13 protein-coding genes and 1 pseudogene are annotated in these 20,138 nt (G+C 64.0%); 8 read left to right on the top strand and 6 right to left on the bottom strand.

Annotation, left to right across the window (positions count from 1 at the left end; genetic code table 11):
- Window positions 1–68: 68 nt before the first annotated feature.
- Window positions 69–932: pseudogene (locus tag GTP55_RS05375) on the top strand (cyclase family protein); the annotation flags it as partial.
- 3 nt (window positions 933–935) lie between these two features.
- Here the strand turns inward: GTP55_RS05375 and GTP55_RS05370 are convergent.
- On the bottom strand, window positions 936–1,670 hold the full coding sequence (locus tag GTP55_RS05370; RefSeq protein WP_161043941.1) for an alpha/beta fold hydrolase: 735 nt from the start codon (window positions 1,668–1,670) through the stop codon (window positions 936–938).
- Between the two features lie 342 nt (window positions 1,671–2,012).
- On the opposite strand from GTP55_RS05370, the gene GTP55_RS05365 reads away from it, so the two are divergent.
- The 4 genes from GTP55_RS05365 to GTP55_RS05350 all read left to right on the top strand — a co-directional run bounded on the left by GTP55_RS05365 (window position 2,013) and on the right by GTP55_RS05350 (window position 8,446).
- Window positions 2,013–5,237 (top strand): efflux RND transporter permease subunit, encoded by a 3,225-nt coding sequence (locus tag GTP55_RS05365; RefSeq protein WP_161043940.1) that lies wholly within the window; start codon window positions 2,013–2,015, stop codon window positions 5,235–5,237.
- Window positions 5,227–6,381: an efflux RND transporter periplasmic adaptor subunit gene (locus tag GTP55_RS05360; RefSeq protein ID WP_161043939.1), complete on the top strand. Its 1,155-nt coding sequence runs from the start codon at window positions 5,227–5,229 to the stop codon at window positions 6,379–6,381. The genes GTP55_RS05365 and GTP55_RS05360 overlap by 11 nt, the downstream gene beginning before the upstream one ends.
- On the top strand, window positions 6,378–7,799 hold the full coding sequence (locus tag GTP55_RS05355) for an efflux transporter outer membrane subunit (protein WP_371868289.1): 1,422 nt from the start codon (window positions 6,378–6,380) through the stop codon (window positions 7,797–7,799). The genes GTP55_RS05360 and GTP55_RS05355 overlap by 4 nt, the downstream gene beginning before the upstream one ends.
- Before the next feature lie 161 nt (window positions 7,800–7,960).
- Window positions 7,961–8,446, top strand: coding sequence for a Dps family protein (locus tag GTP55_RS05350; RefSeq protein ID WP_371868288.1), 486 nt, complete (start codon window positions 7,961–7,963; stop codon window positions 8,444–8,446).
- A gap of 194 nt (window positions 8,447–8,640) precedes the next feature.
- Here GTP55_RS05350 and GTP55_RS05345 read toward each other — a convergent pair whose 3' ends face one another.
- The 3 genes from GTP55_RS05345 to GTP55_RS05335 form a co-directional block, all read right to left on the bottom strand.
- Window positions 8,641–10,389, bottom strand: coding sequence for a methyl-accepting chemotaxis protein (locus tag GTP55_RS05345; RefSeq protein ID WP_161043938.1), 1,749 nt, complete (start codon window positions 10,387–10,389; stop codon window positions 8,641–8,643).
- A 190-nt stretch (window positions 10,390–10,579) separates the two neighbouring features.
- The gene (locus GTP55_RS05340) at window positions 10,580–12,130 is read right to left on the bottom strand and encodes a sensor domain-containing diguanylate cyclase (RefSeq protein ID WP_161043937.1); all 1,551 of its coding nucleotides are present in this window, start codon (window positions 12,128–12,130) and stop codon (window positions 10,580–10,582) included.
- A 100-nt stretch (window positions 12,131–12,230) separates the two neighbouring features.
- Window positions 12,231–12,884: a hydrolase gene (locus GTP55_RS05335; RefSeq protein WP_161043936.1), complete on the bottom strand. Its 654-nt coding sequence runs from the start codon at window positions 12,882–12,884 to the stop codon at window positions 12,231–12,233.
- Window positions 12,885–13,105: 221 nt separating this feature from the next.
- On the opposite strand from GTP55_RS05335, the gene GTP55_RS05330 reads away from it, so the two are divergent.
- A complete protein-coding gene (locus GTP55_RS05330) occupies window positions 13,106–14,734 on the top strand; it encodes a diguanylate cyclase domain-containing protein (RefSeq protein ID WP_161043935.1) in 1,629 nt (542 codons plus the stop codon).
- On the opposite strand, the gene GTP55_RS05325 is transcribed toward GTP55_RS05330, so the two are convergent.
- Complete coding sequence (locus tag GTP55_RS05325; RefSeq protein WP_161043934.1) at window positions 14,731–15,738, bottom strand: glycoside hydrolase family 53 protein; 1,008 nt, start codon at window positions 15,736–15,738, stop codon at window positions 14,731–14,733. The genes GTP55_RS05330 and GTP55_RS05325 overlap by 4 nt on opposite strands.
- A 111-nt stretch (window positions 15,739–15,849) precedes the next feature.
- Between GTP55_RS05325 and GTP55_RS05320 the strand changes: the two genes are divergently transcribed.
- Entirely contained in the window at window positions 15,850–16,722 is an 873-nt protein-coding gene (locus GTP55_RS05320) for an ion transporter (RefSeq protein ID WP_161043933.1), read from the top strand.
- 10 nt (window positions 16,723–16,732) lie between these two features.
- Window positions 16,733–16,909 carry a hypothetical protein gene (locus GTP55_RS05315; protein WP_161043932.1) on the top strand — a complete coding sequence of 59 codons (177 nt, stop codon included), beginning with the start codon at window positions 16,733–16,735 and terminating at the stop codon, window positions 16,907–16,909.
- A 54-nt stretch (window positions 16,910–16,963) separates the two neighbouring features.
- On the opposite strand, the gene GTP55_RS05310 is transcribed toward GTP55_RS05315, so the two are convergent.
- A complete protein-coding gene (locus tag GTP55_RS05310; RefSeq protein WP_161043931.1) occupies window positions 16,964–19,723 on the bottom strand; it encodes a TonB-dependent receptor in 2,760 nt (919 codons plus the stop codon).
- Window positions 19,724–20,138 lie beyond the last annotated feature (415 nt).

Below are 20,138 nucleotides of genomic sequence, written 5' to 3'. Positions count from 1 at the left end.
TTCTTACCGTGCCACTGAGACTGGGGCTCTACCCCATCTCAGGAGACACAATGCAAAACAAGCCAAGCTGGTATCCGTCGCGCTTTGGCGCGGAAGATGAAATCGGCGCCGCCAACCTCATCACGCCCGAGCGGGTGTTGAAGGCGGCGGCGCTGATCAAGACGGGCCGCACCTATCCATTGGCGGTGCCGGTCAGCAAAGACCTGCCGGCCTTCCGCCACCGCAGCTTCAAACTGTACAACATCCAGCCCGGCGAACAGGCCGGCAAAACCACGGGCCCGAACCAGTTCACCTTCAACGACGAACTGGCGGTGGCGTGGACCGGCGTCGGCACGCAACTCAACGGCATCGGCCATATCGGCATCAATCATGTGTATTACAACGGTAATGACGCCAAAGACTTCGTCACTGTCGAGGGCGTGAAAAAGCTGGGCGTGGAGAAAGTGCCGCCGCTGGTGGCGCGCGGCGTGGTGCTGGATATGGCGGTGCATTTCGGCGTGGATATCGTGCCGGGCGGCACTACAATCACCGTGGCGGACATTGAGGCCACGCTGGCGCGCCAGGGCATAGCCATCGAGGCTGGCGACGTGGTGCTGTTCAATACCGGCTGGCTGGAGCTGATCGGCAAGGACGACAAGCAATTCCTGGAAGTCGAGCCGGGCATCGACATCGAGGCCGCAAAGTGACTGGCCGAGCGCGATATCGTCGCTTTCGGCGGCGACACCTGGGCCTCGGAGGTCTATCCGAACCCGACCGGGGAAGAATTCCCGGTCAACCAGTTCATGCTGGCCCAGCGCGGCATCTACAACCTGGAGTTGATCGACACGCGGGCGCTGCTGCGCGACGGCGTCTTTGAATTCCTGTTTGTGCTGGGCCAGCCGCTGTACGTCGGCTCGACCCAGGTCAACATCAATCCGGTCGCAATCGCCTGATCGTTACTTCGCTGCTTCCAGGATCAGGTTGGCGATCTCGTCCGCGTGCGAGATCATCGACAGGTGACTCGACGCCAGTTCGATGGTCCTGGCGCCCATGCGCTTGGCCAGGAAACGTTCCAGGTCCGGCGAGGTGGTGCGGTCGTTGGTCGACACCGCGTAATAGGTCGGCTTGACCTTCCACGCCGCCTGCGTGGTGCGGGCGCTGAACAGGGTCTGCGCGATGCGGCCCTGGCCGGCGTACAGCACGCGCGCGCGCGCCGGGTCCAGGTCGCCGCCGAAGTCGCGCACAAACGCTTCCTCGCTCAACTGCGCAAAACCGTCCGCCGACTTGACCAGACCGGCGCTGGCCGGCGGCGCCGGGAACCTGGCCGCCAGCGCGCCGTAATCTTCGCCGGCCTCCGGCGCCCGCGCCGCCACATACACCAGCGCCTTGACCTTGGCATCGCCGCCAGTCTCGCTGATCACCGTGCCGGCCCACGAATGGCCCACCAGCACCACCGGCCCGTCCTGCAGCGCCAGCACGCGGCGGGTGGCGTCGGCGTCGTCCGCCAGCGAGGTCAGCGGGTTCTGCACCGAGGTGACGTGCTTGCCGGCTTTCTGCAATTTGGCGATCACGTCATTCCAGCACGAGCCGTCGGCATACGCGCCATGCACTAACACGATATTATTGACTTCTGCCGAAGCGGCGCCGGAAAACAGTGCGGCGAATGCGCCGGCCAGTAACAGCTTGTTCATGATGGTTCCTTCCGTGGTGAGAATGAAACCAGTATAAAAATCCCTCCCTGACGGCAAGGTGACAGCTGGATTACAAACAGATTACATTCCGGCGTGGAATACAGCGTATGGGCCTGTTGATACATGCCAGAAACAATTCTTAAGTCAACCATAACGATTAAGACGATAAAATTATTCACTAATGTAGCAATAGTTGGTATCTCTGCTGCATAAGCGCAGCATCATCAGCATCACCTTGGCATTGATTAGCCTGGCTCATAAGGTCATGCGATTCCGCCGCATTATTCAAAATGCTGCACCGCGCTATATTGTCCGGTCAGTCTGTCCCTGGGGGTAATTTGTGTGTTAATTGAAATCGTCCGTGTGGCGCTCCGGCGCCCCTATACATTTGTGGTCATGGCCTTGCTGCTGCTGATCATCGGTCCGCTGGCAGCAATGCGCACGCCGACCGACATCTTCCCCGACATCCGCATCCCGGTGATCGCGGTGGCATGGCAGTACACCGGCCAGCCGCCCGACCAGATGGCCGGCCGTGTCTCGACGCTGTTCCAGCGCGCGCTGACCACCACCGTCAACGACATCGAACACATCGAGGCCAATACCTTCACCGGCGTGTCCATCGTCAAGATCTTCTTCCAGCCCGGCGTCAACGTGGCGGTAGCCAATGCCCAGGTGACGGCGATCTCGCAGGCGCTGCTCAAGCAGATGCCGGCCGGTATCACCCCCCCGCTGATCATTAACTACAATGCGGCTACTGTGCCGATTCTGCAAGTGGCGCTGTCGGGCAAAGGCCTGACGGAACAGCAGCTGTCCGACCTCGGCACCAACACCGTCCGTACGCCGCTGGTCAGCGTGCCGGGCGCGGCGATTCCGCTGCCGTACGGCGGCAAGCAGCGCCAGGTGCAGATTGATGTCGATCCGGCGCTGTTGCAGGCGCGCGGCCTGTCGGCGCAGGACATCGCCAACGCGCTGGCGGCACAAAACGTGCTGACCCCGGTCGGCACGCAGAAAATCGATTCGCTCGAATACACCATCCAGCTCAACAGCGCGCCAACGGCCATCGCCGACCTGGCGCGCCTGCCGGTGAAAGTGGTCAACGGCGCCACCATCTACCTGGGCGACATCGCCAACGTCCACGACGGCAATGCGCCGCAAACCAACGTGGTGCACGTCGACGGCAGCCGTTCAGTGCTGATGTCGGTGCTGAAAAATGGTTCGACCTCGACGCTGGCAATTGTCGACGGCATCCGCAACAAGATCGACACGCTCAAATCCGGCTGGCCGGAAGCGCTGAAAGTCACGCCGATCAATGACCAGTCGGTGTTCGTGCGCGCCGCCATCAAAGGCGTGGCGTCGGAAGGCGTGATCGCCGCCGCGCTGACCAGCCTGATGATCCTGCTGTTCCTCGGCAGCTGGCGCTCGACCATTATTATTGCAGTATCGATTCCGCTGTCGATTCTCGGTTCCATCATCGCGCTGTCGGCGATCGGCGAGTCGCTCAACCTGATGACCCTGGGCGGCCTGGCGCTGGCGGTGGGTATCCTGGTCGATGACGCCACCGTGACCATCGAAAACATCAACTGGCATCTGGAACAGGGCAAGCCGGTAGAAACCTCGATCATGGACGGCGCGGCGCAGATCGCCACCCCGGCTTTTGTCTCGCTGCTGTGTATCTGTATCGTGTTCGTGCCGATGTTCTTCCTGGACGGCGTGTCGCGCTTCCTGTTCGTGCCGATGGCCGAGGCGGTGATCTTCGCGATGATCTTCTCGTTCCTGCTGTCGCGTACGCTGGTGCCAACCATGGCCAACTACCTGCTGAAAGCGCACGACACCGGCGAAGGCCATGCCCACGGTCACCACGGCGCGGCCACGCTGCCGCCGTCGAGCAATCCGCTGGTCAACTTCCAGCGCGCCTTCGAAGCGCGCTTCGAGCGCCTGCGCGCCGGCTACTATGGCATCCTGGAATCGGCCATCGGCAGCCGTCCGAAGTTCATCATCGGCTTCATGGTGGTGGTGCTGGCGTCGTTTGCGCTGGTGCCTTTCCTGGGCAGTAACTTCTTCCCGTCGGTCGACTCCGGCCAGGTGCTGCTGCACGTGCGCGTGCCGGTCGGTACCCGGATCGAAGAAACCGCGGCCCGCTTCGCTCACATCGAGCAAGCCATCCGCCGCGTGATCCCGTCCAAGGAAATCGTCACCATGACCGACAACATCGGCATGCCGGCCAGCTCGATCAACACGGTGTACAACAACACCGGCATGATGGGCAGCCAGGACGGCGACTTCCAGATCGCGCTGGGCGAAGACCATGCGCCGACCGCCGAATATGTGCGCAAGCTGCGCAAGGTGCTGCCGGAAGAGTTCCCGGACACCACCTTCTCGTTCCCGCCCGCCGACATCGTCGGCCAGATCCTGAACTTCGGTTCGCCGGCGCCGATCGATATCCAGATCCGCGGCGCCAAGATCGAGGACAACTACGTCTACGCCGACAAGCTGCTGAAACGCATCCGCGCCATCAAGGGCGTGGCCGATGCCCGCATCCAGCAGTCGAACAAGGCGCCGGTATTCAACGTCGACCTCGACCGTACCCAGGCGCAGCAACTGGGCCTGAACACGCGCGACATCACCAACAGCATGGTGGTCAACCTGGCCGGTTCGTCGCAGGTGGCGCCGACCTTCTGGCTCAATCCAGCCAACGGCGTCAGCTATCCGATCGTCATGCAGACTCCGCAACCGCAGCTCGATTCGCTGACGGCGCTGGCCAACCTGCCGGTCGGTAACGGCACCTCCACCGGCACCGCCACCCTGGGCGGCGTGGCCCGCTTCCAGCGCGGCACCGCGTCGGCGCTGGTCAGCCAGTACGACATCTCGCCGATGGTGCAGATCTACGCCACCACCCAGGACCGTGACCTCGGCGCCGTCGCCAAGGACATCAACAAGATACTGGAAGAAACCAAGGCCGAACTGCCGAAGGGTTCGTCGGCGCAGATGCTGGGCCAGGTAAAAACCATGGACCGCGCCTTCTCCGGCCTGCTGTTCGGCCTGCTTGGCGCCGTGGTGCTGATTTACTTCCTGATCGTGGTCAACTTCCAGTCGTGGCTGGACCCGGCCGTGATCGTTTCGGCGCTGCCGGCCGCACTAGCGGGCATCGTCTGGATGCTGTTCGCCACCAATACCACGCTGTCGGTGCCGGCGCTGACCGGCGCCATCATGTGTATGGGTGTGGCTACCGCCAACTCGGTGCTGGTGATCTCGTTTGCGCGTGAACGCCTGGAAGAACTGGGCGACGCCACCGCCGCCGCGCTGGAAGCCGGCTCGGTCCGCTTCCGTCCGGTGCTGATGACGGCGCTGTCGATGATCATCGGCATGCTGCCGATGGCCCTCGGCCTGGGCGATGGCGGCGAGCAGAATGCGCCGCTGGGCCGCGCCGTGATCGGCGGCCTGATCTTCGCGACCACCGCCACGCTGCTGTTCGTGCCTGTGGTGTTCAGCCTGGTGCACAAAAAGCATGCGCCGAAATCCCAATCCAACGACCAACCTATTTCCGGAGCACCTGTCCATGCAAACTAAACCAACCCGTATGGGGCACAAGCCGCTGGCCGTGGGTCTGATCGTGCTCGCCGTCGCCCTGGTGGCGGCCGGCGTGATCAGCCGCCGTTCGGTCGCCGAACAAGTCAACGAAGCCAGCGCGCCGCTGGTGCCGATGGTCAGCGTGCTGGCCGTCAAACCGATCACCGGAGCGCCGCTGGAACTGCCGGCCCGCATCGAAGCGTGGCAACGCGCGCCGATCTATGCCCGCGTCAGCGGCTACCTGAAAAGCTGGAGCGTCGACATCGGCGCGCCGGTCAAGGCGGGCCAGCAGCTGGCCGATATCGAAACGCCCGACCTCGACCAGCAACTGCTGCAGGCCAAGGCCGAACTGGCCAGCGCGCGCAGCAACCTGACGCTGGCGGCCAGCACCGCCAAGCGCTGGCAGGGCCTGCTGACGGCGGACGCCGTGTCGCGCCAGGAAGCCGACGAAAAAGCCGGCGACCTGGCCGCCAAGCAGGCCGCCGTCAGCGCCATGCAGGCCAACGTCGACCGCGTGCAGTCGCTGCAGCGCTACACCCGCCTGGTGGCGCCGTTCGACGGCGTGGTCACCACCCGCAACACCGATGTCGGCGCGCTGATCAGCGTCGGCGGCGCGCCGGGCACCGAACTGTTCGTGGTGTCCGACATCAGCCGCCTGCGCGTCTACGTCAACGTGCCGCAGCGCCAGATCGCCGCCATCAAGGTCGGCGACAAGGCCGAGCTGACCGTGCCGGAACGTCCGGGCAAGACCTTCGTCGCCACCGTGCAGTCGCTGTCGCAATCGATCAATGTCAGCTCCGGCGCGATGCTGGTGCAGCTGAGTGTGCAGAACGACAGCCATGACCTGCTGCCGGGCGGTTACGCTTCGCTGCACTTCGACGCGCCGCTGACCAGCAACGCGCTGAGCATCCCGCCAAGCGCGCTGATCTTCAACAAGGCCGGCACCCAGGTGGCGACGCTGGGCAAGGATAACCACGTGGTGGTGAAAACCATCACCGTCGGCCGCGACCTCGGCAATGTGTTGGAAATCGCCTCCGGCCTCGATAGCAACGACCAGGTGATCGCCAATCCGCCGGACGGCGTCGCTACCGGCGATGTGGTCCGCGTTGCCGCCGCCACCACCAATGCCAAGGCCAAGCCGTGAAGATCTTCAATCCCGCTCCCCTCGCTTTGGCCGTGACGCTGGCGCTGGCCCTGAGCGCCTGCGCCGACGCCCCGGTCCAGGCGCCGCCGGCAGTGCCGCTGGCCGACGCCTTCCGCGACCTGCCGCCCGGCTGGGCCGACGCCAACGCCAAGGCGCCGCAACTGCCCGCCGACTGGTGGAAAATGTACGGCGACCCCCAGCTCGACCAGCTGCAGCAGCAGCTGCTCGATAACAGCCCCGACCTGGCCAGCGCGCTGGCGCGCTACCAGCAGGCGCAGGCCGCCACCAGCACGCTGCGGGCGGCGCAATCGCCGACCCTGGGCGCCTCGCTCAACGGCCAGCGCGACCGCCAGTCCGACCTCAAGCCGCTGCGCGGCGCCACCTCGCCGGCCGAATATAACAGCGGCACGCTGCAATTCGACCTCGGCTACGAAGTCGACCTGTGGGGCCGCATCAGCAAGCAGGTCCGCGCCGGCGTGGCGCAGGAACGCGCCGCCAATGCCGACCTGGCGGCGGCCCGCCTGTCGCTGCAGATCCAGCTGGCCGACACGCTGCTGGCCCTGCGCGGCGCCGATGCCGACCTCAAGCTGTTGCGCGAGACCGAAGTGGCCTACAAGCGCCAGGCCGACCTGATCAACCGCCGCCATGAAGGCGGCAGCGCCTCCGGCCTGGACCTGGCGCGCGCCGAGACCCAGCTGGAGTCGACCCGCTCGCTGCTGCGCCAGCGCCAGGCCCAGCGCAATGTGCAGGAACACGCGATTGCCGCGCTGGTCGGCGCCAACGCCGCCAGCTTCACGCTGGCGCAAAGCGACGTCAGCTTCGTGACGCCGGCGCTGCCGGTCGGCCTGCCGTCGCAGTTGCTGCAACGCCGTCCCGACATCGCCGCCGCCGCGCTGCGCGTGGCTGCCGCCAGCGACCAGGTCGGCGTGGCGCGCACCGCGCTGTTCCCGTCGCTGACGCTGAACGCGTCCGGTGGTTTCCAGTCGAGCGACTTCGGCCGCTTTGCCCAGGCCTCCAACCTGTTCTGGGCGGTCGGTCCGACGCTGGCCGTCAGCCTGCTGGACGGCGGCCGCCGCAAGGCGCAGATCGCCAACGCCGAAGCGCAGCTGGATGAAGCCGGCGCGCGCTACCGCGCGGTGGTGCTGACCGCCTTCCAGCAGGTCGAAGACCAGCTGTCGCTGCTGACCAACTATGAGGAGGCGTCCAAGTCCGACCACCTGGCGGCAGCGGCCGCCCAACGCGCGCTGGACCTGGCCAAGAAGCGTTACGACGAAGGTGCGGCCAGCTATCTGGAGGTGGTGACGGCGCAGACCGCCTACCTGCAATCGGCGCGCAGCGAGCTGGACCTGACCACCCGCTACCGCCAGGCCGGCGTGCAGCTGGTCAAGGCCATCGGCGGCGGCTGGACCGCCGGCTAACGTCATTCCCGCGCAGGCGGGAATCCATGCCACGCAAGCAGGACCGCGGTGCATGGGTTCCCGCCTGTGCGGGAACGACGGGGCGGCTATGGCAAGCGGGGCAGGCAAGATCGCCGTCATGGCGCTACAATGGCTGAGTCAAAGACTACTCAAGGAGCTCCATGATGGCGAAAGCAATGAAGATCGATATCGGCCTGTCCGATAAAAGCCGCGCGAAAATCGCGGCTGGCCTGTCCGGCCTGCTGGCCGACAGCTACACGCTGTACCTGATGACCCACAACTTCCACTGGAACGTCAAGGGTCCGATGTTCAACTCGCTGCACCAGATGTTCATGACGCAGTACACCGAACAATGGGCGGCGCTGGACCAGATCGCCGAGCGCATCCGCGCGCTGGGCTATCCGGCGCCGGGCACCTACGCCCAGTTCGCCAAGCTGGCCACCATCAAGGAAGTCGACGGCGTGCCGGTGGCGCTGGACATGGTGCGTCACCTGGTCGAAGCGCAGGAAGCCACCGCCCGCACCGCGCGCAAGCTGCTGCCGGTGGTTGACGAGTGCGACGACCAGCCGACCGCCGACCTGCTGACGCAGCGTCTGGACGTGCACGAGAAAACCGCGTGGATGCTGCGCAGCCTGCTGGAAGAATAAGCACTCGCTGCATAGCAAAAGGGGCCGCATGCGGCCCAATGCCGTTCAGTTAAGCAACGTCGTTCCCGCGCAAGCGGGAACCCATGCCGCGTTTGCCCGGCAGTCGTCCTATGGATTCCCGCTTCCGCGGGAATGACAGTGTGAAATGTCAGCTTAACTGGACGGCATTACCGCATGCGGCCCCTTTATTTCGTTTAGAACTCTTCCCACTCCTGGCTGTTATCGACCGGTGCCTTGCGCGGCGCCGACGAGGCCGGCGCGGCCGGCTTGGCCGCAGGTTTGGATGCCGGCTTGGGCGCCAGCTTCAGCGCCGGCTTGCGTGGCGCCGCAGCCGGGGCCACCGCTGCGGTGCGGGCCGCCGGCCGGGCGGTGGAGGTCTTGCGCGCTGCGATATTGCCGCCTTCCACCTGGAACACCGCTACCATCTCGGCCAGCTTGACGGCCTGTTCCTGCATCGCCTGCGATGCCGCTGCCGCTTCTTCCACCAGCGCCGCATTCTGCTGCGTCACGGTATCCATCTCGGCCACCGCCGTGTTGATCTGTTCGATGCCGATTTCCTGTTCGCGGCCGGCCGAGCTGATCTCGCTGATGATGTCGGTCACGCGCTTGACGCTGGTGACGATCTCTTCCATCGTGGTGCCGGCCTCGTTGACCAGCGCGCTGCCGCTGCCGACCTTCTCCACCGAATCGGTAATCAGCGCCTTGATGTCCTTGGCGGCGGCGGCCGAGCGCTGCGCCAGGTTGCGCACCTCGGTGGCGACCACCGCGAAGCCGCGGCCCTGCTCACCGGCGCGGGCCGCTTCCACGGCCGCGTTCAGCGCCAGGATGTTGGTCTGGAAGGCGATGCCGTCGATCACGCCGATGATGTCGGCGATCTTGTCGGACGATTCGGTAATCGAGCCCATGGTGCCGATCACGCGGCTGACCAGCTCGCCACCCTTGACGGCGATGTCCGACGCCGACGCCGCCAGCGTATTGGCCTGACGGGCGTTGTCGGAATTCTGCCGCACGGTCGAGGTCAGTTCTTCCAGCGACGAAGCGGTTTCTTCCAGGCTGGCGGCCTGCTGCTCGGTGCGGCGCGACAGGTCGAGATTGCCGGCGGCGATTTCGCTGGATGCGGTGGCGATCGCATCGCTGCCTTCGCGCACGCTGCGCACGGTGTCGGCCAGCCGCTCCTGCATCGCGCCCAGGCCTTCCATCATCGCCCCCATCTCATCCTTGCGGCCATGCTCGATGCGGTTCGACAGATTGCCGTCGGCCATCGCATGGAACAGGGTCAGCGCCTGGTTCAGCGGCCCCATCACCGCACGCAGCAACAGCAAGCCGGAGAACGCCGCCAGCGCGATGCCGATCACGATGGCGGCGATCGCCAGCGTCAGGTTGCGCTGATAGTCGGCCTGGCTGGCCTCGTACTGCTCGGTGGTCGACTTCAGCTGATAGGTAGTGAGCTTTTCCGAACTGTCGGTGTACAGGCGGAACAGGCGGGTGACCTCGCTCAGCATCAGGCGGTCGATCTCGGGTTTGTTCTTCTCGGTGATGGCCTTGATCGCCACCCGCAGGCCATCCTTGATCAGCGCCTCGCGCTGCGCCGCCACCTGGTCGGCCAGGGCCTTCTCGCCCTCGCCGAACGGCAGCGAATAGTAGGTCTTCCACAGCTTGTCGCTGTTGTCGATGAAGTCCTGGGTGCGTTTCAGCGTCTCCGGCACATTGGCCGCGTCCGGCGCCAGGGCGACCCGGTCCAGCGACAGGCGCGCGCGGTCGATCTGGATCTGCGCCTCGTAAATGGCCTTCATCGACACCATGGCATTGCTGTTGACATCTTTCAACACGTTGTTGGAAGTATGCAACGCCATAATGCCCCGCACGCCGATGAAAATGATGAGAAGCCCGAGCAACGTCATGGTGCCGATCAGCCGGGTACGAATAGTCAGGTTAGCAAACATAATATTTTTCCAATCGAAAGAAAATCGATAGCTGCCCTATGAGGGCATTGAGATCGCTAAGAATTCGGACACGGCGGGGATGGGGCCGTAATAAATAATGACGCACGCCCGGCGGGGGTGGCATGGCGGCGGAGAATAGAGTGTGATCAGCTTAGCGGAATACTTTCTATATAACAAGTGGTATCCATGGCTATCCCCTAGGGCCGAGCCGGCGCGCCGCCTTGGCCTGGTACATGGCCTGGTCGGCCGCTGCCAGCAGCACCGCCAGGCTTTCGCCGGCGGCCGGATACAGCGCCACGCCGATGCTGGCGGCGGCGGTCAGCGTCAGGCCGTCGATCTGGTATGGCTGCGCCATCAGCGCAGTGAGCTTGTCGACCACGTGCGCGGTCTCGGCTGCGCCGACATCGGCCAGCATCACCGCAAATTCATCACCGCCAAGGCGCGCCGCCAGGTCGGCCTTGCGCAACTGCGAGCGCAGCCGCACCGAGGCCTCGATCAGCAACTGGTCGCCGGCCGCATGGCCGTGGGTGTCATTGATGGCCTTGAAGTGATCGAGGTCGAGGTACAGCACCGCCAGCTTGCCGTGGCTGCGCTGGCAGATCGCCAGCTGGCGCGCCAGCACCTCGTGAAACATGGCACGGTTGGCGATGCCGGTCAGCACGTCGTGGTTGGCCTGATGCTGGGCCCGCAACAACATGGCCGAAGCCTTGACCAGCGCATCGCCGACCTCGTCCGCTTCACTCACGCCGTAGGAGACCGGCGCCAGCTGCTCGCCGGCGCCCAGCGCCAGCGCCGGCGCGATCAGGTCATGCATGGCGCGGCGGATGCGGGTGCCGATGCGCCACGCGATCAGCAGGCCGGCGCCCAGCAGGCCGATGGTAGCCAGCACCAGCGACCACAGCTTGCGGCGCATCTCGCTCTTGAGATTTTCCAGCGGAATGCCGATCGCCACCGTCCACCCCGAGTTGACGGCGCGCGACATCACCGCCAGGATCGGCGTGCCATCCAAGGTCCGGGTTTCAAACGCGCCCTCGGCCTGCTGGTGCATGCGTTCGCGCACCTGCGGCAGCGCCTGCGTGCCGACGAAGCGCTGCATGTCCGCCGTGCGCGCCACGATGCGGCCGCCACGGTCGATGATGCTGGTGATCCAGTGTTCCGGATAATGCTGCTGGCGCAGGATGCCGCCGAAGCGCTCAACCGCAATGCTGGCCGTCAGCGCGCACCAAATCCCTTCGCGCGAGCGCAGCGGAATGCCCAGCGCCACCATCGGCCGCTGCGCCACCGGGCCGACGAACAGGCTGGAGATAAACGTGGCGTCGCGCTCGCGCATGAACTTCAGCGAGGCCGAGTCTGGCTCACGCGGCAGCGGCACGCCATACGGACGGAAGGTATTCATCAGCTGCTGGCCGGAAGCATCTTCCAGCACCACATTGAACATATTCTGGCGCGCACCCAGCTGGCGCGCCTGCGCGTCGAACGCCTGCAGATCGCCCAGCCGCAAATCGGGCGAGGTGGACAGGCCGACCAGCGCCGACTCGACGATGGCCAGTTCCTTGTCGACTTCCATGGCGTTGGCGCGCGCGGTGGCCATGGCGCTGCGGGTGAAGTTGTCGTAGGTGAGCTGGTAATCGTAGTCAATCAGCAGCGCCGCCAGCAAGGCTGCGGGCAGGATGCAGGCCAGCACCAGCAGCATCAGTTTGAAGCGTATCGATGGCGTATATTCCAGTGTCAAGCGCAGCATGCCAACCCCACCTTATTCGTATCGTTGCATTTTAAGTTGCAATTTTACAATAAAGTGGGGTGGGCAGGGGCGCTGCCGGCGGGCGCCCGGCGGGCCGCGATCAGTGACCTTCAGCCGCGTTGAACATGGTCTTGGCGTAGATCAGGCCCAGGCCGTAGCCGCCGCCGTGGGCGATCGAGGTGGCGACGGTTTCGTTGTAGGTCTCGCCACGGGCCCAGTCGCGTTGCAGTTCCAGCAGGTATTGCAGCGAGGTCATCGGACGGGCGCCAGCCTGGATCATGCGGGCCACGGCACGTTCATGCGCTTCGTCCGAAACGTCGCCGCTGGCGTCGGTGATGACGTAGACTTCAAAGCCCTGGTCGAGCGCCGACAGCGCCGGGCCAACGATGCAGACCGAGGTCCACAGACCGGCCAGCACGATTTTGTCCTTGCCGATGGCGTTCACGCGCTCGGCGATGCGCGGGTCTTCCCAGGTGTTCATGGTGGTGCGGTCAATCGCCACTTGGTCCGGGAACACGTCCTTGATTTCGTTGAAGATCGGGCCGGAGAACGATTTTTCCGCCACCGTGGTCAGGATGGTCGGCACCTTGAATTCCTTGGCCGCCTTCGACACCAGCGCCACGTTGTTGCGCAGCAGGACCGGGTCGATCGACTTGGTGGCAAACGACATCTGCGACTGGTGATCGATCAGGATCAGGGCGTGGTTGCTTGGGCTCAGCAGGGTTTGACCTGGTTTGGCGATGGCGGTTGGCATAATGTATTCTCCTAAGATTCAAAAATTTCGATGTGGTGTTTAGCGCTGCGTCCTGCTGTGTGCCGCGCTGATGGGATGAATTATGCGGTAGCCACCCCCAATCAAAAAGCGGAAAAGTTACCGCTCTATTATCGAAATTTTCGAAAGTCATCCGAACGCGGCCTTTGGGGTGACCGGGCTATACTGGCCTCCCTATTGCGCGGTGCAGGTCAGGAGCCACGATGCAGCCGCTTTCCCGCTTCTTCTTCAGCTTCAAGTTCAAGATCAGCGCGTTGGTCGTGGCGCTGCTGCTGTTCGCCGGCATCGGCGCCGGCGGCATTTCGCTGCTGATTGCAGAATCCGAACTGCGCGAAGTCATCGCCCGCCAGGAACTGTCGCTGCTGACCGGCGCCGCCGCCTTCATCGACAACGACCTGCAAAACAAGCGCCAGCTACTGAAAGCGCTGAGCGAAGAAATCAACGACCGCGGCCTGCCGCTCTCCGACCTCCAGTCCCTGCTGGAAGCCCACGAAACGCTACGCGACACCTTCTTCAACGTCAATGCCTTCGACCTGTCCGGCAACCTGGTCGCCAGCCTGCGTGACCGCAACGCCAGGCGCATCAATATCGCCGAGCGCAAATATTTCCAGGACACGCTGCGGCTGCAGGAAGGCGTGGTCTCGCAGCCGATCAAGAGCGCGCTGTCCGGCCAGCCGGTGGTGGTGATTACCCAGCCACTGCGCGACGCCGATGGCCAGCTGATCGGCATCGTGCTGGGCGCCATCGACCTACTGCGGCCGTCGTTCTCGGCCCAGCTGGACGCGCTGCGTTCGGGCGCCGACGGCTACCTGTTCATCGTCGCCGGCAACGGCGTCACCGTGCACCATCCGGACAAGACGCGCATCCTGGAAAAGGGCGACGACGCACCCGGCACGGTGCTGGACGCCGCGCTGCGCACACCGGAAGGCTGGGAAGACGGCCTGCTCGACGACGGCGTGCCGGTGCTGCTGGTGCACAAGCACCTGCGCGAAGTGGACTGGACCATCGCCCTGTCCTACCCGCTGCGCAGCGCGTTTGCCTCGATGCAAAGCGTGCGGCTGCGGGCGCTGCTGGGCGCGGCCGTGCTGACCGCCTGCGCCGGCCTGTTCGGCTGGGCCATCACCAAGAAGCTGCTGCGTCCGCTGGCGAAGCTGCATGAGCATGTGGAAGACATCAGCGCCGGCCGCGCCGATATCACTGTGTTCGACGTCGCCCGGCGCGACGAGTTCGGCGACCTGAGCCGCGCCTTCTACGGCCTGTCGCAGCGCCGCGAGCAGGCGGAGCAGGAACTGCACCACCTGGCCACCACCGACGTCCTGACCGGCCTCAACAACCGCCGCCTGTTCGATGCCTTCCTGCCGCAGGCGCTGGCGCGCGCGGCCCGCTCCGGCCAGCCGGTGGCCTTGGCCATTCTGGACGTCGACCACTTCAAGGACATCAACGACACGCTGGGCCACGCCGCCGGCGATCAGGTATTGGTGGAATTTGCGCGCCGGCTGTCGGCGGCGGTGCGCGCCAGCGACACCGTGGCGCGGCTGGCGGGCGATGAGTTCGTGATTGTGTTCGAGCAGCTGTCCTGCCCCGCCGAGATGCACGTGCTGGGCAAGCGCATCCTGGAAGCCATGCACGCGCCATTTACGCTGGGCAGCGTGCAGCGCGTGGTGCAAGCCAGCATCGGCATCGCCGTCACCCACAGCGCCGGCGTCGATGTGGAGGAACTGATGCGTGCCGCCGACCAGGCCTTGTACGGCGTCAAGACCGCCGGCCGCAACAGCTTCGCCATCAATACCGTCGGCGCCGAGCGCGTGGCGCTCGTGCGCGGCCGCAGTTAGTCGGCGCGGAAGGCTTCCATCGCCTTGGTCGGACGGCCATCGGCGCCCCATGCGCTCAGCTCGTAGTGGCTCCAGCTACGCGCGCCTTGCGGCTCCCAGTAGATCACGCCCAGCCCCTTGTGGTCCGGCACCGCTTTCACCTTGCGTTGCACGGCCACCAGCATGTCGTAGGTATTTTGCGGCTGCGTATCTTCGCCGCCGACTTCCACCACCATCACTTCCTTGCCGTAGCGCGCCGCCATGTCGTTCATGTTGGCGGCCAGGTCGTTGATCGAGGCCGTGTAGTCGGGCCGGCCGTCCAGCCAGTAGGGATAGTAGGACATGCCGATCACGTCATACTTGGCGCCGTTGGCCCTGGCGTTGTCGAACCAGGTGCGGAAGCGCTGGCTGTCGTTGCCGCGATCCAGATGCAGCACCACCTTGGACGTGGGGCTGACGGCCTTGATGGCGTCATAGCCCTGGTTGATCAGCTGCGCCAGTTGCGGCCAGTTGTCGGTGTGACCTTCCGGATAAATCATGCCGGTCGGCGTTTCATTACCTACTTGCACCCACTCGGGCGTGACACCGGCCTGCTTCAGCGCGCTCATCACCTCATGCGTGTAGCTGTAAACGTCCTTCAGCAGTTGCGGGAAATCGTGACCGATCCAGGCGGCCGGCTTGCGCTGCTGCTGCGGATCGGCCCAGCTGTCGCTGTAGTGGAAATTGATCATCACACGCATGCCCATCTTCTGCGCGCGCACCGCCATGGCGACGGTTTCGTCCTTGCTGTTGTGGCCGCTGGCGCGGTCGCTGGACGGATTGACCCAGGTGCGCAGGCGGATGGTATTGATGCCGTCCTCCTTGAGGATCTGCAGCAGGTCTTCCTGCTTGCCCTGGCGGTTATAGAATTTGTAGCCGGTGGCTTCCATCTGCGGCAGCCAGCCGACATCGGCGCCTTTGACGAATGGTTCGGCGTGGGCAGTAATGGCAGCAGCCATCATGAGTGCGATCAGGATTTTTTTCATGCGCGTATGCTAGCCCAAAGGCAGCGCGCGCAGGCATGCGGAAAATGGCAGAATCCATGCCCTTTCGATATGGCGCGCCGCAGTGGCGTTTGCCAGTAAGATAGCAACACCATGCCCACTCAAGACCACCCACCCGTCCTCACCTCCGATCCCCACCAGCGCCTCGGCAAGCCGGCCGGCGGCTGGCGCGCGGCGCTGTACGCCATCATCTTCGAATCCGACACGCCGAAAGGCCGCGCCTTCGACCTGGCGCTGATCGGCGCCATCCTGCTCAGCGTGCTGGTGGTGGTGCTGACCAGCGTCAAGCCGATCGCCGACCAGTATGGCGACTGGCTGCACGCCGGCGAATGGTTCTTCACCGTGCTGTTCACGATTGAATATGCGGCGCGCTGCCTGTGCGTGCAGCGGCCGGTGCTGTACGCGCGCAGCTTCTTCGGCGTGATCGACCTGCTGTCCATCCTGCCCGCCTACATTTCGCTGTTTGTGCCGGCCGCGCACGTGGTGCTGGGCGTGCGGATTTTGCGGCTGCTGCGGATCTTCCGTATTCTCAAGCTGACCTTGTACATCCAGGAATACAGCATGCTGGGCGACGCCCTGCTGGCCAGCCGCCGCAAGATCTTCGTGTTTTTGTCGGTGGTGTTCCTGATCGTGTTTTTGCTGGGCAGCGTGATGTACGTGGTGGAAGGCCCGGAAAACGGCTACACCAGCATCCCCACCGCCGTCTACTGGGCCATCTCGACCATGACCACGGTCGGCTTCGGCGACCTGGTGCCCAAGACCGACATCGGCCGCACCATCGCCTCGTTCATGATGCTGCTCGGCTGGGGCATCCTGGCCGTGCCGACCGGCATCATCAGTTCCGAGATCACGCACCAGCGCGGCCAGCGCTTGCTGTCGATGCGCGTCTGCCCCAACTGCCGCAGCACCGGCCACGAACCGGACGCCCGCTACTGCAAGGACTGCGGCACGGCGCTGCCTTCCTAAGCCGTCAGGATTGCCTTGCGGCCGTCGGGCGAGATGCAATCTCGTCATCATCGGCGACCATCTGGCGGTGCATGGCACGCCGGCCCAGCTGTCCGACCTCGACCTACACAGCTGCATCGTCTACGCAGCCGGCCGCCGCGTGCCGATGCGGGTGCGCGTGCTGATCGACTATCTGCTGGCCCAATAAAAAAAGCCCCCAGCATTGCTGCCGAGGGCTTTTGATCCTACGGAGTGCTAAAGCTTAGAACTTGTAGCTAGCCGACACGTAGCCAGTGGCGCCGTGTGCATCGTAGTAGGTTGGATCGTAGCCCGCCTGGAAGTAATTGCCCAGACCGATGATCTCAGGTGGCTGACGGTTGAACAGGTTCTTCACGCCAACACGTACGGTCAGGTTTTTCACGCCGGTGTACGACACTTGCGAATCCCAGGTCGAGAACGCGCCAACACGTACTGGCGTCACCGATTTTTCCAGGTCTTCATCCGCGCGGGTTGCGTCGTGGTAGCCCGACTGGAAGTTCTGAGTCAGGTTGACGCCCCAGTTCTGGTATTTCCAGTCAAACGCCAGCTGATGCTTCCAGCGCAGGATGATGCCGCCGTTGGCGACCGCGTTCAGTGGCGAACCGGTTTCATCAACGGTGCGCGCCACGCTCTGCTGCACGGTACCGTCCGGCAGGGTCATGTCGTACTTGGTGACGTAGGTGCCGTTCAGACGGGTCGCGAAGGTGCCGTAGTTGGCGGTCTTGGCGATGGTCCAGCGGGCATCCAGATCGATACCGGCGGTTTTCAGGCCGCCAGCGTTCAGGTTGGTGCTGGTGATCTGGGTGATGTTGCCGGCCGAGTCACGTTGCACCAGCGAGCCGTAGGCTGGGATGTTCTCGTGGTCGACGATGAACTCAGGGCTCAGCGACGTCACCAGGTTGTTGACGTTGATTTTCCAGTAGTCGATCGCGATCGAGGCGCCTGGCACCGGATCGATCACGAAGCCGACCGAGGTCTGTTCCGATTTCTCCGGTTTCAGGTTCGGGTTGCCGCCGGTCAGCACGTTGAACTGACCGAAGGTGTTGGTCTTCGGATCGGTGAAGCTGGCGCTGGTGCCCAGGGTTTGCGGGTTGTTCAGCTCAGGCAGCGCCGCTTCGCGGAAGCCACGGCCGTAGGAAGCGCGCACCAGCACTTGTTGCAGCGGCTGATAGCGGAAGCTGACCTTCGGATTGGTCGCGGTCGCGTTTGGATAACGGTCGGTACGCACGGCCAGGTCGGCTTCCAGGTTTTTCAGGATTGGTGCGTTCAGCTCGGCGAAGATCGCCGACGAGTTACGCGATGCCGACAGCGGCAGCGTCTGGCCGCCATAGCCCGAAATATCGCCCGACTGGTAAGCAGCCGACGGATTCAGGTCCAGCTTCTCGTCGGTCATCGACGCGCCCACGGCGAACTTGGCCATACCGGCCGGCAGCTGGTACAGGTCGCCCGAGATGCGCGCGTTCAGCGAGTCATTGCTCAGCGTCGAGTTGATCATGTTGCCAACGTAGTTGGTGGCGTAGATCTGCTGGGCCAGCGCTGGCGACTGGGTCGCTGCGAACGGGTTGAAGGCGTTGTTGTTGCTCAGCAGTTTGACCAGCGCCAGCTGCGACTGGTAGCCGGAGATGGTGTCTTCGCTGACGTTGCTGGAGTTGTGGGTATAGGCCACATCGTAGTCGTAACCCTTGACGGTGCCGCGGAAGCCCATCACCAGATGGCTCATCTTGGCATGGTCGTCGTGCGAACGGCCGCCACCGTCAAACGCGCGGTAGCTGACGGTCACCGGCTGGCCATTGACCGTTGGGTAGTTGGCGGCCAGGTAGGACGCTGGATAGTACGGGCTGCTTGGCGACAGGATGATGGCCGGGTACACATTGGCGCTGGCGAAGGCGTTGTCGGTCGACAGGAACGAGGCGCTGTACGGCGACGACTGTTCATTGGTCGTGGTCTTCTGTTCCGAGTGGAAGCCTTCCATGAAGAATTCGTTCTGCTCGTTCAGCTTGAAGCGGAAGTTGGCCGAGACGTTGGCGCGGGTCACGTCCGGGAACAGCGGCACGGCGCCGGCCGAGTTGAAGCGGCACGAACCGGTGTTGGCGTCGAACTGGCTGCCGTTGGCGGTGCAATCGCCGCCATTCAGCGGGTTGCCCAGGCCAGAGCCCAGCGAGGCCAGCGAATTCGGGATCACGCCGTTGGCGTTGGGCGTGGTGGTCGGATTGAAGGTGCTCAGGTTGCCGCTTGGGGTGGCCGAGGCGTCGCGCAGACCGTTGTTGTTCCACGATTCGCGGGCGTAGCCGCGCTGGCGTCCGTAGATCGCTTGTTCCTTGCCGACGTCCGCCGACACGGTGAAGTTGTAGCGGTCTTCGTCGTAGTCGCCGAAGCCGGCGATGATCGACGCCTTGGTGTTGCGGCCGCCGCCGTCCTTGGTGCCGCTGCCGTAGCCGGTCACTTCCACGCCGTTGTAGTTGTTGCGCAGGATGAAGTTGATCACGCCGCCGATGGCGTCGGAACCGTACACGCCGGAGGCGCCGTCCTTGAGGATTTCCACGTGGTCCACAGCGGCCAGCGGGATCGAGTTGATGTCGACCGAGGTACCGTCGGTGGCGAAGTTGGCCAGGCGGCGGCCATTGACCAGCACCAGGGTTTTGTTCGAGCCGAGGCCGCGCAGCGAGGCGGCGGCCAGGCCGTAGGTCGAGGCGCCGGCGCCCTGGGCGCTCACGGTGCCGCCAACGGCGGTATTGGCGGTGATGCTGGCCAGCAGCGCTTCGGTGCTGGTGGCGCCGGTCTTGGCGATGTCTTCGCGGGTGACGGTCTGTACCGGCAGCGCGCCTTCCACCTGCGCGCGCTTGATGGACGAACCGGTGATTTCCACGCGGGCGATCGGCGCTTCCGGCGCGGTTTGGGCATGCGCACCGGCGATCGCGCCAAAGGCCACGGTGCCGGAGAACATCAGGCGCAGCGAGCGCGAGATAACAGTTTCTTTGGTCATATAAAAATTCCCGATTTGTTGTGTGAGTCTTTGAGACTTCATGGGCGGGACCTTGATAGGAGTGGTCAAGGTCGGGTCATATGACAACACGTGGGAAAGATTTCACCAATGACAGCGTGGACAAAATGCGTCACTTGCCGGACGGATGTGTAAAAAGACCGCAGCATTAAGGCGATCTTAAGAATGATGGGGGAGTAAAGTTTCTTTACGGGGATTTACCAGTTTTTTCACTAGTAAACTATTGAAAAGCCAAATAAAGTCTGTTCATGCAGCAGCGCACCGGGCGGCGTGCTGCGGACGAATGTTGTCAGTCAGATAGTTTTGAGAACATCTTGTTACACTTGATACGAAACTCTCTTGGGAAGTTAGCATACTTTTCCTGCAACAGGCATGAAACTTGGATAAAGTTGTCTCG

Source organism: Duganella margarita, from assembly GCF_009857535.1.
Classification (GTDB): Bacteria; Pseudomonadota; Gammaproteobacteria; order Burkholderiales; family Burkholderiaceae_D; genus Rugamonas; species Rugamonas margarita.
This window is presented reverse-complemented; position numbering and strand designations above follow the sequence as displayed.

Coding starts and splice junctions, on each gene's coding strand:
- GTP55_RS05360 (WP_161043939.1), top strand. CDS start 5,227: ATGCAAACTAAACCAACCCGTATGGGGCACAAGCCGCTGGCCGTGGGT.
- GTP55_RS05330 (WP_161043935.1), top strand. CDS start 13,106: ATGCAGCCGCTTTCCCGCTTCTTCTTCAGCTTCAAGTTCAAGATCAGC.
- GTP55_RS05345 (WP_161043938.1), bottom strand. CDS start 10,389: ATGTTTGCTAACCTGACTATTCGTACCCGGCTGATCGGCACCATGACG.
- GTP55_RS05350 (WP_371868288.1), top strand. CDS start 7,961: ATGATGGCGAAAGCAATGAAGATCGATATCGGCCTGTCCGATAAAAGC.
- GTP55_RS05335 (WP_161043936.1), bottom strand. CDS start 12,884: ATGCCAACCGCCATCGCCAAACCAGGTCAAACCCTGCTGAGCCCAAGC.
- GTP55_RS05325 (WP_161043934.1), bottom strand. CDS start 15,738: ATGAAAAAAATCCTGATCGCACTCATGATGGCTGCTGCCATTACTGCC.
- GTP55_RS05340 (WP_161043937.1), bottom strand. CDS start 12,130: ATGCTGCGCTTGACACTGGAATATACGCCATCGATACGCTTCAAACTG.
- GTP55_RS05310 (WP_161043931.1), bottom strand. CDS start 19,723: ATGACCAAAGAAACTGTTATCTCGCGCTCGCTGCGCCTGATGTTCTCC.
- GTP55_RS05320 (WP_161043933.1), top strand. CDS start 15,850: ATGCCCACTCAAGACCACCCACCCGTCCTCACCTCCGATCCCCACCAG.
- GTP55_RS05370 (WP_161043941.1), bottom strand. CDS start 1,670: ATGAACAAGCTGTTACTGGCCGGCGCATTCGCCGCACTGTTTTCCGGC.